The organism is Actinocorallia sp. API 0066, from assembly GCF_020991275.1.
In the GTDB taxonomy this organism is placed as follows: domain Bacteria; phylum Actinomycetota; class Actinomycetes; order Streptosporangiales; family Streptosporangiaceae; genus Actinocorallia.
The window spans coordinates 1-13,007 of sequence record NZ_JAJLQY010000013.1 but is presented as its reverse complement, the minus strand read 5'-3'; the positions used below and the strand labels follow the sequence as shown (position 1 = coordinate 13,007).

10 protein-coding genes and 1 pseudogene are annotated in these 13,007 nt (G+C 69.7%); 5 read left to right on the top strand and 6 right to left on the bottom strand.

All coding sequences use genetic code 11. The annotated features are described in order from the left end of the window. Nucleotides 1-185 precede the first annotated feature (185 nt). The 3 genes and pseudogenes from LO762_RS27540 to LO762_RS27530 form a co-directional block, all read right to left on the bottom strand. Nucleotides 186-1,247 carry a DUF3616 domain-containing protein gene (locus LO762_RS27540; RefSeq protein ID WP_230619001.1) on the bottom strand — a complete coding sequence of 354 codons (1,062 nt, stop codon included), beginning with the start codon at nucleotides 1,245-1,247 and terminating at the stop codon, nucleotides 186-188. Nucleotides 1,248-1,348: 101 nt separating this feature from the next. Beyond that, nucleotides 1,349-1,768 (bottom strand): annotated as a pseudogene (locus LO762_RS27535) (two-component system response regulator); the annotation flags it as partial. A gap of 8 nt (nucleotides 1,769-1,776) precedes the next feature. Then, entirely contained in the window at nucleotides 1,777-5,877 is a 4,101-nt protein-coding gene (locus LO762_RS27530) for a HAMP domain-containing protein (protein WP_230619000.1), read from the bottom strand. A gap of 68 nt (nucleotides 5,878-5,945) precedes the next feature. On the opposite strand from LO762_RS27530, the gene LO762_RS27525 reads away from it, so the two are divergent. From LO762_RS27525 to LO762_RS27515, 3 genes are read left to right on the top strand one after another with little or no spacing between them, the layout of a single operon-like run. After that, nucleotides 5,946-7,127, top strand: a complete 1,182-nt coding sequence (locus LO762_RS27525) for a PP2C family protein-serine/threonine phosphatase (protein WP_230618998.1) — start codon at nucleotides 5,946-5,948, stop codon at nucleotides 7,125-7,127. A gap of 17 nt (nucleotides 7,128-7,144) precedes the next feature. Further along, the gene (locus tag LO762_RS27520; protein ID WP_230618996.1) at nucleotides 7,145-7,456 is read left to right on the top strand and encodes an STAS domain-containing protein; all 312 of its coding nucleotides are present in this window, start codon (nucleotides 7,145-7,147) and stop codon (nucleotides 7,454-7,456) included. A gap of 11 nt (nucleotides 7,457-7,467) precedes the next feature. Then, complete coding sequence (locus tag LO762_RS27515; protein WP_230618994.1) at nucleotides 7,468-7,887, top strand: ATP-binding protein; 420 nt, start codon at nucleotides 7,468-7,470, stop codon at nucleotides 7,885-7,887. On the opposite strand, the gene LO762_RS27510 is transcribed toward LO762_RS27515, so the two are convergent. Together LO762_RS27510 and LO762_RS27505 are read right to left on the bottom strand one after the other, a co-directional pair. Continuing rightward, nucleotides 7,859-9,199 carry a class II 3-deoxy-7-phosphoheptulonate synthase gene (locus LO762_RS27510; protein WP_374201602.1) on the bottom strand — a complete coding sequence of 447 codons (1,341 nt, stop codon included), beginning with the start codon at nucleotides 9,197-9,199 and terminating at the stop codon, nucleotides 7,859-7,861. The two genes, LO762_RS27515 and LO762_RS27510, sit on opposite strands and share 29 nt — an antisense overlap. A 49-nt stretch (nucleotides 9,200-9,248) precedes the next feature. Beyond that, on the bottom strand, nucleotides 9,249-10,226 hold the full coding sequence (locus tag LO762_RS27505; protein WP_230618991.1) for an RNA polymerase sigma factor RpoD/SigA: 978 nt from the start codon (nucleotides 10,224-10,226) through the stop codon (nucleotides 9,249-9,251). Nucleotides 10,227-10,388: 162 nt separating this feature from the next. On the opposite strand from LO762_RS27505, the gene trxA reads away from it, so the two are divergent. Both trxA and LO762_RS27495 read left to right on the top strand, forming a co-directional pair. After that, complete coding sequence (gene trxA / locus LO762_RS27500) at nucleotides 10,389-10,745, top strand: thioredoxin (protein ID WP_230618988.1); 357 nt, start codon at nucleotides 10,389-10,391, stop codon at nucleotides 10,743-10,745. Between the two features lie 64 nt (nucleotides 10,746-10,809). Continuing rightward, nucleotides 10,810-11,616 (top strand): putative RNA methyltransferase, encoded by an 807-nt coding sequence (locus LO762_RS27495; RefSeq protein WP_230619187.1) that lies wholly within the window; start codon nucleotides 10,810-10,812, stop codon nucleotides 11,614-11,616. Nucleotides 11,617-11,690: 74 nt separating this feature from the next. Here LO762_RS27495 and LO762_RS27490 read toward each other — a convergent pair whose 3' ends face one another. Continuing rightward, nucleotides 11,691-12,395 (bottom strand): hypothetical protein, encoded by a 705-nt coding sequence (locus tag LO762_RS27490; RefSeq protein WP_230618987.1) that lies wholly within the window; start codon nucleotides 12,393-12,395, stop codon nucleotides 11,691-11,693. Nucleotides 12,396-13,007: the final 612 nt, after the last annotated feature.

The following is a 13,007-nucleotide window of genomic DNA, read 5'->3' as shown; positions in this document are numbered from 1 at the left end:
ACTCGCCCTACCTGCCCGCCCGACCGCCACCCTCAACCCTCGGTAACGAAACCATCACCACAGAGCAACCAGGAAAAGCCCGACCACCAACAAACCAACCCAAACCCGCCACTCGCCCCCGCTGTGCCTCCGCCGCAGCGGAGACACAGCGCATCGACCTGATCGCCCGGCAATCCGGGTGGGGGTCAGGAGGGAGGGAGGGGGAAGGGGAAAAGGTCGGCGAGCATGCCGCCGCCTTCGGTGTGCCGGGATTCCGAAGGGCTGTCGTAGACGACGAGGAGGGTGTCGTCGATGATGGCGATGCCTTCGGCGTGGTCCTCGCCGTCGCCGTGGGGGAGGTCGCCCAGGTGGTCCAGGGCGGGCACAAAGGCGGGGGCGTCGGCCTTGACGGCGTCGGGCCAGCGGAAGAGGCGCACCGGCCCGCTCAGCGACATGGAGGGGCCCGCCAGGACGAGGAGGTCGTCGCCGTCGGGGCACAGGTCACGGATGCCGAGGCCGCGCAGGTCGAGGAAGTGCGTGTGGTACCGGGCGCCGTTCAGCGCGCGCAGCCGCAGCCGTCCGGGGGCCGCCGGGTCGGATTCGGGCCAGATCTCCACGAGGGCGGCCCAACCGCGCAGGACGGGCCCGCGGAAGCCGACGTAGATCCGGTCCCCGTGCAGCGCGACGCCCTCGACGTCCACCCCGTTGTCCTTGGACGGGATCGCGAAGAACGGCCCCAGGTGCGGATCGTCGGCCAGCAGCTCCGCCAGGGAGTCGCCCCGCCCGCCGAGCACCTCCGCCCGACGCCCGTCCGCGGCCTCACGCACCGGCACCGGCAGCCCGTCAGGCCCCTGCTCCAGGGGGAGCCGCACAAGGATGTACCGGTTCTCCTCCCGCACGACGGTCGCGAGCCGCTTCCGGGACTTGCCTGCGGAGTGCTCCTGCTTGACCCGCTTGCGCTTCAGGCTGTGCGACCCGACGGCCCACAGCCACCCGTCCCCGCTGGCGAGCCCTTCGAGGTCGGCCTCCTCGTCGGCGCCCGCAGGCAGGTCGACGAAGTCGGCGAGCCGGTAGGTGACCTGCGAGGAGTACCCCGTGACGGCGCCGTCAGGCCCGCGTACCTCGGTCAGCCGCTCGATCGTCGCCGTCTCGTCGCCCGCCACCCAGAGGCAGCGGCCGTCGCGGCGCACGGCCGACAGGTTCGTGTGGGTCTCGGCCGCCCGGCTCTCACTGCCGAAGACAAGCTTGATTTGACGTAGCGCGATCACGAAAGTGATTTTTCCATACAAGCAAGACCGAATTACTGGTTTTCGCCCGTCCTGGGACGTGCGTCACCGTCCAGCCGCCCCTGGAGCAGCGCCGCCTGCTCCCGTAGCTGCGCGGCCTGCCTCCGCAGCTGCCGGTTCTTGTTGTGCAGCTCCACGAAGACCGACACCTTCGCGCGCAGCACCCACGGGTCGAACGGCTTGGAGATGAAGTCCACGGCCCCCGCCTGGTAGCCGCGGAACGCGTAGTCCGGGTCGCTGTTCACGGCGGTCAAGAAGATGATGGGGACGTCGCGGGTCCGCTTGCGCCGCTTGATGTCGCGGGCGGTCTCGAAGCCGTCCATGCCCGGCATGACGACGTCGAGGAGGATGACCGCGTACTCGTCGGTCAGAAGCGCCTTCAGCGCCTCCTCGCCCGACCGCGCGCGCACGAGTTCCTGGTCCAGGGACGACAGGATCGCCTCCAGGGCGATGAGGTTCTCCTCCCGGTCGTCCACCAGGAGGATCTTGACCTTCTCGTTCACGCGGTCGTTCACTCACTCGCCTCCGTGCGTTGCAGCCAGGTGCGCATCACGCTCAGCAGATGGTCGACGTCGACGGGCTTGGGCACGTAGTCCGACGCGCCGGACGCCAGGCTGTCCTCCCGGTCTCCCTGCATCACCTTGGCGGTGATGATGATGATCGGCAAATCGGCGAACTGGGGCATGTCGCGGATGGCGGCTGTGGTGGCATACCCATCCAGGCCCGGCATCATCACATCCATCAGGACAAGTGACACATCCGGGTTGTGCTGGAGCACGTCGATGCCCGCCTGCCCGTCCTCGGCGTACAGGACGTCCATCCCGTACCCCTCAAGGACGCTGGTGAGAGCGAAGACGTTGCGTACGTCGTCGTCCACGATGAGCACCTTGCGCCCGGTGAGCACGACGTCGGTGTAGTCCGACGGGGTCTCGTCGTCGAGCAGGTTCGCGTAAGGCGACAGCTCGGAGGCGGGCGGCGCAGGCGGCAGCGGCGGAAGCAGCGTGTCCGGAAGCTGCCCGCCGAACTCCACGGGCAGATAGAGCGAGAAGGTGCTCCCCTGGCCCGGCCTGCTCTCCACCCGGATCTCACCGTTCAGCAGCCGCGCGATGTTCCGGCTGATCGACAGGCCCAGGCCCGTCCCGCCGTAGCGGCGCGAGGTGGTGCCATCGGCCTGCTGGAACGCCTCGAAGATGAGCTGGAGCTTGTCCTCGCTGATGCCGATGCCGGTGTCGGCGATGCGGAAGGCGACGAGCCCGTCCGCGCCCTGGAGCGCCGGAGAGGCCACCTCCGACGTCGAGGCCGCCTCGATGACAAGCCGCACCTCGCCGTCCTCGGTGAACTTCACGGCGTTCGACAGGAGGTTGCGCAGCACCTGCTGGAGCCGCTGCTCGTCGGCGATGAGCATCTGCGGCGTGCCCGGCTCGATCCTGACGTCGAACCCGAGCCCCTGGTCGACGGCCAGCGGCCGGAACGTCGCGTCCACGTACTCGACGAGCTTCGCGAGCTCCAGCGGCTGCGGATGGACATCCATCTTGCCCGCCTCGACCTTCTCCAGGTCGAGGATGTCGTTGATGAGCTGGAGCAGGTCGGTGCCCGAGTCGTAGATCGTCTTGGCGAACTCGACCTGCTTGGCCGTCAGGTTGCCCTCGCCGTTCTCAGACAGCAGCTTGGCCAACACGAGGAGGCTGTTGAGCGGCGTGCGCAGCTCATGGCTCATGTTCGCGAGGAACTCCGACTTGTACCGCGAGGAGACGGCGAGCTGCTCCGCGCGCTCCTCCAGGGTGCGGCGGGCCTGCTCGATCTGGAAGTTCTGGATCTCGATCGCCCGGTTCTGCTTGGCCAGCAGCGCCGCCTTCTCCTCCAGTTCGCTGTTGGAGCGGCGCAGCTCGGCCTGCTGCCGCTGCAGCTCATCGGAGCGTTCCTGCAACTCCCGCGTGAGCCGCTGCGACTCCTCGAGCAGCGCCGCCGTCCTCGTCGTCGCGATGATCGCGTTGATGGTGACGCCGATCGTCTCGGTGAACTGGTCGAGGAAGTCGCGGTGCACCGGGGTGAACCCGCCGAACGACGCGAGCTCGATCGCGCCCAGCAGGTCGTCCTCGAACACGATCGGCATGACGATGACGCTCGCCGGGTCCGCCTCGCCGAGACCGGACTCGATCCGCAGGTACCCGCGCGGCACGTTCGCCACGATGATGGCCCGCCGCTCGGCCGCGACCTGCCCGACGAGGCCCTCGCCGAGCGAGAACCGCGCCCGGCCCAGCCGGTCGGCGGGGATGCCGTACCCGGCCGTCAGGACGACCTCCGCCTCGTCCGCGAGGTACAGCGCCCCGTACTGCGCGCCGACGGTCGGCGTCAGCTCGTTGACGATGAGCTGGGCGACCTGGAGGAGGTCGCGGTGGCCCTGCATGAGGCCGGTGATCCGCGCCAGGTTGGTCTTCAGCCAGTCCTGCTCGGTGTTGGCCCGTGTGGTCTCGCGGAGGTTCGCCACCATGAGGTTGACGTTGTCCTTGAGTTCGGCGACCTCGCCGCGCGCCGCCACGTCGATCTCGCGGGTCAGGTCGCCGCTGGCCACGCCGGACGCGACCTCGGCGATCGCCCGGACCTGGGTGGTCAGGTTGGACGCCAGTTCGTTGACGCTCTCCGTCAGCCGCTTCCACGTCCCGGACACGCCGGCCACCTCGGCCTGGCCGCCGAGCCGCCCTTCGGAGCCGACCTCACGGGCGACACGGGTCACCTCGGAGGCGAACGACGAGAGCGTGTCCACCATGGTGTTGATCGTGGTCTTGAGTTCGAGGATCTCGCCGCGCGCGTCCACGTCGATCTTGCGGGTGAGGTCGCCGTGCGCGACGGCGGTCGTCACCTGGGCGATGTTCCGGACCTGTCCGGTCAGGTTGGTCGCCATGTTGTTGACGTTCTCGGTGAGGTCCTTCCAGACGCCCGAGACGCCCCGTACCTGCGCCTGGCCCCCGAGCCGTCCTTCCGTGCCGACCTCTCGGGCGACGCGGGTGACCTCGTCCGCGAAGGCCGAGAGCTGGTCCACCATCGTGTTCAGGGTCAGCTTGAGCTGGAGGATCTCGCCCTGCGCGTCCACGTCGATCTTCTTGGTGAGGTCGCCCTGCGCCACCGCGGTGGCCACCTGGGCGATGCTGCGCACCTGTCCGGTCAGGTTGGTGGCCATGTTGTTGACGTTCTCCGTCAGGTCCTTCCAGACCCCGGAGACGCCCCTTACGTTGGCCTGCCCACCGAGGTTGCCTTCGGTGCCCACCTCTCGGGCGACGCGGGTGACCTCGTCCGCGAACGCCGACAGGGTGTCCACCATCGTGTTGACGGTGTCCTTCAGTTCCAGGATCTCACCCTGGGCGTTCACCGTGATCTTCTTCGACAGGTCGCCGTAAGCCACGGCCTTCGTCACCTGGGCGATGTTGCGCACCTGGTAGGTCAGGTTCGTCGCCATGAAGTTGACGTTGTCGGTGAGGTCCTTCCAGACGCCCGAGACACCTCGTACCTGGGCCTGCCCGCCGAGGTTGCCTTCGGTGCCGACCTCTCGGGCGACGCGGGTGACCTCGTCCGCGAAGGCCGAGAGCTGGTCCACCATCGTGTTCAGGGTCAGCTTCAGTTCGAGGATCTCGCCCTGCGCGTCCACCGTGATCTTCCGCGACAGGTCGCCCTTCGCGACCGCCGTCGCCACCCCGGCGATCCCACGGACCTGGCTCGTCAGGTTCGACGCCATGTTGTTGACGTTGTCGGTGAGGTCCTTCCAGACGCCCGAGACGCCGCGCACGTTCGCCTGGCCCCCGAGCCGCCCTTCCGTGCCCACCTCACGCGCCACCCGGGTGACCTCGTCCGCGAACGCCGAGAGCTGGTCCACCATCGTGTTCACCGTGAGCTTCAGCTCCTGCAGCTCACCCGCCGCCTCGACGGTGACCTGCCGGGTCAGGTCGCCCTTCGCCACCGCCGTCGTCACCACGGCGATGTCACGGACCTGCGCCGTCAACCTCCCCGCCATCGTGTTGACGGCGCTCGTCACGTCCCGCCAGCGGCCCGACATGCCACGCAGCGACGCCTGCCCGCCCAGCCGCCCTTCGATCCCGACCTCACGGGCCACCTGGGTGACCTCGGAGGTGAACTCGTCAAGCTGGTCCACCATCAGGTTGACCGACCTGGCCATCCGCAACAGCTCGCCGCGCAACTGCCGACCACCCCAGCGCAGCTCCACCTTCCGCGACAGGTCGCCGCCCGCCACCGCCTCCACGACCCGCGCCATCGCCGTCGCCTGGCCCGTCAGCGTGTCCAGGAGGGCGTTGGCGGCGTCCACCGTGCCCGCCCACGACCCGCCGCCGGGACCGTGCGTCAGCCGCTCCTCGATCCGCCCCTCGCGCGACACCTCCTTGCGCACCCGCGTCATCTCCTGATGCTGGTGCGCCGCGCGTTCCCGGATCTGGTCGAGCAGCAGCAGCCCCGTCGCGACCCCGCCCTGGGACGACGCCGCCGCGTGCTCGCGCAGGTCACCATCGCGCAGCCGGGTCAGCGCGATCAGCAGAGGCTCCAGATCGGCGTCGCTGTAACGCGGGCTGTGGTCAAGCCGTGAGTCCGAAGCGGTGGTCCGAGGCATAGGCTGAAGCTCCTAAGAAGTCCAGTTAGGCAGTCTGCCACTGATCGAGTCGACGACGGGACCGAACCATGACCACTTCGGCGGAACTCGCCGACCGGACCTGGCGCGGATGGATGACGTACGTCGCCGAGGCCAGCGAACTGCTCGCGGGAACGCTCGACCCCGGTGGAATCGTCGCCCTGACCGCACAGATCGTCGTCCCTCGCCTGGCCGACTGGTGTGTCGCCTACACCGCGGAAAGCACATCGCCCGCCTACGTCTGGCACACCGACGAGGACAGGTCCGACGCGCTCAAGGAGTTGCTGGCCGTGGAAGGCCGGCCCGCAGAAGGCCCGCCCGTGCCCTGGGGGAACACGGATCTCGCTTGCACGATACCCCTGGTCGCGCGTGGACGTACCCTCGGCGTGATCTGCGTGGGAAGGTCCGTCAAGTTCCCGCCCGACCACTACGAGCTCGCCGAGGAGATCGTCCGAAGGGCGGCCCTCGCCCTGGACAACGCGCTCCTGTACGCCGAACAGAAGGCCACGAGCCTCGCCCTCCAGCGCAGCCTCCTCCCGCCCGGCCTCCCGGACCTGCCCGGCTTCGACGTGGCCGTCAGCTACAGGCCCGCCGGCGAAGGCGCCGAAGTAGGCGGCGACTTCTACGACGTGTTCACCTGCCCGCCGGGCCCCGACGGTGAACCCCGCTGGCGCTTCGCCATCGGCGACGTGTGCGGCACAGGCCCCGAGGCCGCCTCCGTCACCGGCCTCGCCCGGCACGCCCTGCGCATCCTGTCCGGTGAGGGCATGCCGCTGCCCGACGTCGTCGAACGGCTCAACCGGCTGATCATCGACGAAGGGCCGCGCGGAAGGCTCCTCACCCTCCTGCACGGCGAACTCACCGCGTCCGGCGCCCTCACCCTCGTCTGCGCAGGGCACCCGCTGCCCCTGATCCTCGCCCCCGACGGCACCGTCACCGAGGCCGCCAACCCCCAGCCGCTCCTCGGCGTCATCGAGGAGATCGAGTTCACCGTCGACAACCTCACCCTGAGGCCCGGACACGTCCTGTTCTCCTGCACGGACGGCGTCACCGAGCGCCGCGACGGAGACGTCCTCCTGGGCGACGCCGACGGCCTGGAGACGATCCTGGCGCGCTGCGCGGGCCTCTCCGCGGGCGCGGTCGCCGCCGCCGTCGAACGGGCCGTCGACGAGTTCTCCGCCGAGCCGGGTCACGACGATATGGCGATCGTGGTTCTGCGGGCCAACGGCTGACCGGATATGTTGGTCCCGTGGGTTTGGCCTTGCAGACGACACGCACGGAAGCCCGGGCGCTGGTGACGGCGCGCGGCTCGATCGACCTGCACTCCTCCGAGAGCCTGCGCGGCTGTCTCGTGGAACTCGTCGACTCGGGCCACAACGAGATCGTCCTCGATCTCACCGCCGTCGACTTCTGCGACTCCTCGGGCCTCAACGTGCTCGTCCGGGCCTACAAGCACGCCCGCGCCGAAGGCGCCGCCCTGTCCGTGACGGGCGCCTACGGCAGGGTCGAGAACGTCCTGCGCACCACCGGGCTCGACCGCTTCCTCATCCGGCAGAGCTGAGCGGGAACGCCATGCCGACCACGGAGACGAGCCTGCGCGCGGCGCCCAGCACCGAGGCCGTGGAACTCACCAGGCGCCTCGCCGCCCGCACCATGCGCTCCTGGAACCTCGTGAAGGCCGAGGAGGCCGTCACCGCGATCGTCGCGGAACTCGTCGCCAACGTCGTCCAGCACGCCTGCACGCCGCTGGAGCTGCGCCTGGCCCTGCTGGACGGCAAGGTCCGCATCGAGGTCCGCGACCGCGACGACAGGCTGCCCGTCCCGCGCGTCGCCGACATCCTCGCCGAGGGCGGCCGCGGCATGTTCCTCGTCGAGGTCTACTCCACCCGCTGGGGCGCCGAGGGCGCGCCCGGCGGGGGCAAGGTCGTGTGGGCCGAGGTCGAACTCGACCCCGGCCCCGACGTCAGCCGCGGTACATCTCCGCGACCATGAAGGCCAGGTCCAGCGACTGCTGCCGGTTCAGGCGCGGGTCGCAGGCCGTCTCGTAGCGCTCGTGCAGGTCGCTCTCGGCGATCTCGTTGCCGCCGCCCACACACTCGGTGACGTCGTCGCCGGTGAACTCCAGGTGGACGCCGCCCGGGTGGGTGCCCAGCTCACGGTGCACCTCGAAGAAGCCAGCGACCTCGTTGACGACGTCGTCCAGGCGGCGCGTCTTGTGGCCGGACGGCGCCTCGAAGGTGTTGCCGTGCATCGGGTCGCAGATCCACGCGATCGGCGCGCCCGAATCGGTGACCTTGGCGACGAGGTCGGGCAGCACGTCCCTGACCTTGCCCGCGCCCATCCGGGTGATGAACGACAGCCGGCCCGGCTCGCCCTCGGGGTTCAGCTTGTCGATCAGCGCGAGCGCGTCGTCCGGCGTGGTCGTCGGGCCCAGCTTCACGCCGATCGGGTTGCGGATGTGCCGCAGGAACTCCACGTGCGCCCCGTCGAGCTGACGAGTCCGCTCGCCGATCCACAGGTAGTGGGCCGAGACGTCGTAGGGCAGGCCCGTCCGCGCGTCGATACGGGTCAGCGCCCGCTCGTAGTCCAACAGCAGCGCCTCGTGGCTGGAGAAGAAGTCGACCTCGGAGAACTCCTCCGGCTCGATCCCGCACGCCCGCATGAACGCCAGCGCCCTGTCGATCTCGGCGGCCAGCAGCTCGTAGCGGCGCCCGGCCGGGCTCGCCGACACGAAGTCCTGGTTCCAGGCGTGCACCTGACGCAGGTCCGCGTACCCGCCCTTGGTGAACGCGCGCGTCAGGTTCAGCGTCGTGGCGGCCGAGAAGTAGGCGCGCAACAGCCTCTGCGGATCGTTCCTACGGGACTCCGGAGTGAACTCCACACTGTTGACCATGTCGCCCCGATAGGCCGGGAGCGTCACGCCGTCCCGCGTCTCGGTCGGCTTGGAGCGCGGCTTGGCGAACTGGCCGGCCATGCGCCCGATCTTCACCACCGGGACCCGCCCGGCGTAGGTGAGGACGACCGCCATCTGCAACAGCGTCTTGATCTTGTTCCGGACGGCGTCGGCGTTGGACCCGTCGAACGTCTCCGCGCAGTCACCGCCCTGGAGCACAAAGGCCTCGCCCCGCGTCACCGCGGCCAGCCGCTCCTTGAGCTGGTCGCACTCGCCGGCGAACACCAGGGGCGGCTGGCCGGAGAGCTCGGCCGTCACCGCGGCCAGCTCCGCCGGGTCGTCCCACTCCGGCTGCTGCAGGGCTGTCAGGTTCCGCCAGGCGTCGAGGTCGGGCGTCGGGGTGCTCTGAATGCTCACCGACTCAGGTTAGATCAGGCCCCGAGTGCTCGTCACGGCGACGCTACGCGGCGGCCGGGGTCTTGGTCTCCACATGGCGCTCAACCGTCGATTCCAGCACCAACTGACGCAGGCGGCGCAACGAACGGTCGGTGATCTGGCGGACGCGGTTGTGGCTCAGCCCGTACCGCGCGCCGATCTGCGCGTACGACTGCGGCTCGCCGCTCTCCATCCCGAACCTCGCCCGCAGGATCGCCTGCTCGCGTGCCGGAAGGCGCTCCAGCATCCGGGCAAGGCCCTGGAGGTCGTCGGCGGCCACCACCTCGGTCTCGGGGGTGATCGCGTCCGGGTCCTGGAGCAGCGTGCCCATCGGGGTCTCGCCCTCCTCGTCCACGCTCGCGTCCAGGCTCGCCGGATCGCGCCGCCAGCTCAGCAGCTCGTCAACGTGCTCGGGCGTGGTGTCCAGCGCGTCCGCCAGCTCCTCCCGCAGCGGATCACGGCCCAGCTCGCGGCCGAGGGTCCGCTCGGCCCTGCGCAGCCGCGACAGTTCCTCCTCGACGTGCACGGGGAGCCGGATCGCCCGCGCGGTGTGCGACAGGCCACGGCCGATGGCCTGCCTGATCCACCACGTCGCGTAGGTGGAGAACTTGTAGCCGCGCTGGTAGTCGAACTTCTCCACGGCCCGCATGAGGCCGAGGTTGCCTTCCTGGATGAGGTCGATGAGGGGGAGCGACTCCGTCGGGTACTTGCGCGCGATCGACACCACGAGCCGCAGGTTCGCCTCCACGAAGCGCTGCTTGGCCCGCAGGCCGAGGTCCGCGACCTCCTGGAGTTCCGCCAGCCGGACGCCTTCGGGCAGGGACTCCCCGTCGACGAGCACGCCGTCGATCAACTGTTGGGCGAACAGGCCCGCTTCGATCGCCTTGGCCAGCTCGACCTCCTCGACCGCGTCGAGGAGGGGGCGTCGCCCGATCCTGTCGAGGTAGGCGCCGACGAGGTCCTTGTCCGGAGTGTCCACTGTCGCGCCACGAGTTGCAGCCATCCCGGCCCTTCTCTGCTTGAGGGTTCCCTACACTGCCAACGTTAATTACGGCTCTGTGATTCCCGTTTTCGTCAGGGAATAGCCAAGCGCCGTACCGCTGCTCTACGGGGTGCCCACTTCGAGGGGCTTCCAATACCGCCCAGAACGGGAGAGAACCGCATCATGGCAACGGTCCAGCTGACGGACGCCACCTTCGACGAGGTGGCCCAGCGCGACGGCATCGTCCTGATCGACTTCTGGGCCTCCTGGTGTGGCCCTTGCGTACGCTTCGCCCCAGTCTACGAGAAGGTGTCGGAGAAGAACCCGGACATCACCTTCGCGAAGGTCGACACCGAGGCCGAGCAGGCACTCGCCGCCCGCTTCGACGTCCGCTCCATCCCCACCGTCATGGCGGTGCGGGACGGCGTCATCGTCTACGCCGCGCCCGGAGCGCTGCCCGAGGACGCCCTGGAGGACATCATCAGCCAGGTCCGCGGCCTCGACATGGACGACGTCCGCAAGCGCCTCGCCGAAGGCTGACCGTCCCCGGGGCCCGCGAGCGCCGCGCGGGTTGCCCGGTCGCCGCGGGCCCTAGCCTTGGGACGTGCTGAGCGACGTCGTTGACCTCCTTGCCTGTCCCGTGTGCGGGGAGGGCCTCGCCCTGGACGAGCGGGCCTTGCGCTGCCCGTCGGGGCACTCCTACGACGTGGCGAAGCAGGGGTACGTGAGCCTCCTGCCGGGCAACGCGCACACCGGCACCGCCGACACCCCCGCCATGGTCGCCGCCCGCGCGGCCTTCCTCGACGCGGGCCACTACCGGCCCCTGGCCGACGCGCTGGCCGGGCTGTCCACCGGCACCGTGCTCGACGCCGGTGCGGGCACCGGCCACTACCTCGGCGCGTGCCTCCGCGACGCCCCCGGGCTGGCGCTGGACATCTCCAAGCACGCGATGCGCCGCGCGGCCCGCGCCCACCCGCGGATCGGCGCCGTGGTGACGGACCTGTGGCGTCCGCTGCCCGTCCGCGACGGCGTCGCCGACACCCTCCTGAACGTCTTCGCCCCGCGCAACGCCCCCGAGTACCGCCGCGTCCTCCGCCCCACCGGCCGCCTCCTCGTCGTCACCCCCCGGCCCGACCACCTCGCCGAACTCACCACCCCCCTCGGCCTCCTGAAGGTCGACCCCCACAAATCCACCCGCCTGGCCGAGACCCTTCACCCCCACTTCACCCTCCAGGACACGACCACCATCCGCGTCCCCCTCACCCTCACCCCCGCCGAAGCCACCACCCTCATCACCATGACCCCCAACGCCCACCACCTCCCAGAGGCCGAACTGCGAGCCCGGCTCCCCACCTCCACCCCGCTCCAAGCCACGGCCCACGTCCACCTCACCCTGTACACGCCCACCTGACCTCCGCAGGCCACAGATCTCCGCAGGCCACAGAACTGTCACCAGTCGGCCACGCGGGCCCCGTGCGGGGTGGTTCAGCGGGCGGTTCGGGCTAGTTCCAGGGCTAGTTGGGGGGTTTCGCCGGGGGTGAGGGTGGGGGGAAGGGGGAGGGCGGTGGGGGTCTGGACAAAGGAGAGGGAGACGGAGCGGATGGTGGCGTTGAGGAGGAGGCTCTGGAGGGCCTGGCCGGCGCGGAGCCAGGAGGTGGGCGTGTTGGCGGGGGTGGTGAGCACGGCCGTCTGGGGGCCGCCGCTTCTGGGGAGCCAGTGGAGGGTCGTGCCCTCCAGGCGCGCGGCTTCGGCCAGCTCCTGGAGGACGGGGAGCGGGGGGTGTTGGTCGCCGTAGGGCTGCCGGGTGGGGAGCGGCTGGAGGCTGGCCGCGTAGAGGAGGCGCTCGACGGGACGGGAGCGGCGCGGTCCGGTCAGGCGGACCGAGGCCAGGAGCGAGGGGTGGCCTGCGGCGGGGAGAAGCCGGACCACGGGGGAGTAGCCGACCTGGGCCGCCGAAAGGCGGAGGTTGAAGAGCGCCGCGCCCGCGCTGAGGTGAAGGGACCTGCCGCTGGGGTCGGCGGACGCCGCCGCGGGCATCCGCGAGCGGTCGGCGTGGACCTCGACGGAGCCGGGCAGCGCGACGAGCCGGGCGCCCCGGATCTCGGGCAGGGCGGGCGCGAGCGCTCCGGCGACCACAAAACGGCTGGCGTTGCGCTCGTTGAGCGCGCCCGCGACGGCCACCGACGACACCGCGACCCCTCTCTCCGGCGCCCCGCGAGGCGGTCCGGACCCCATGACCTGTGTGGTCCCCGAGACCAGCAGAAGGTACAGAATCGGATGTGTCGGGCGCCACCCTCGTTCGGTTTGACCCCTCGCGAGCGGTTGCGTAAGCTCAGCGAGCCGATCCACGGAAAACCCCTGCGAACCTCAGCGTCCGCGGGTTACCCTGGTCAGGCCAGCCCGTTGAGGGGATGCAGGACGCCACAGGCGGCCGGCCCCGGTGGGACTCCACTCCGGTAGGAACAAGCGGACTTCTCGAAGTTCGGGGTTACTGCTGTGCGCGGAAATGGGCTGGGTGTGGGAAAACGTCGCGGAAAACGCGCCGGTTTGACACTCCAGAAGGGCCTGCTAAATTAGAGACATCGCAGCGAGGGAAACGCCGAAAGGCGCGGAACACACTGCGGCCCGTTTCTTGAGAACTCAACAGCGTGCTAAAAGTCAGTGCCAATTAAGGCCAGGACTTCGGTTCTGGTCATCCTCGTCTGAGGATTTCTTTGAGGCAATACGGACAAAGGCAGTACTGGATTTAAAACCAGCCAGACCTTGTTCATTTGCCAGTTTCAACACCGATGGGTTTGGCTC

Excerpts from the sequence above, each read along its gene's own strand:
- LO762_RS27530 (WP_230619000.1), bottom strand. The coding sequence starts at position 5,877 with ATGCCTCGGACCACCGCTTCGGACTCACGGCTTGACCACAGCCCGCGT.
- LO762_RS27525 (WP_230618998.1), top strand. The coding sequence starts at position 5,946 with ATGACCACTTCGGCGGAACTCGCCGACCGGACCTGGCGCGGATGGATG.
- LO762_RS27515 (WP_230618994.1), top strand. The coding sequence starts at position 7,468 with ATGCCGACCACGGAGACGAGCCTGCGCGCGGCGCCCAGCACCGAGGCC.
- LO762_RS27505 (WP_230618991.1), bottom strand. The coding sequence starts at position 10,226 with ATGGCTGCAACTCGTGGCGCGACAGTGGACACTCCGGACAAGGACCTC.
- trxA (WP_230618988.1), top strand. The coding sequence starts at position 10,389 with ATGGCAACGGTCCAGCTGACGGACGCCACCTTCGACGAGGTGGCCCAG.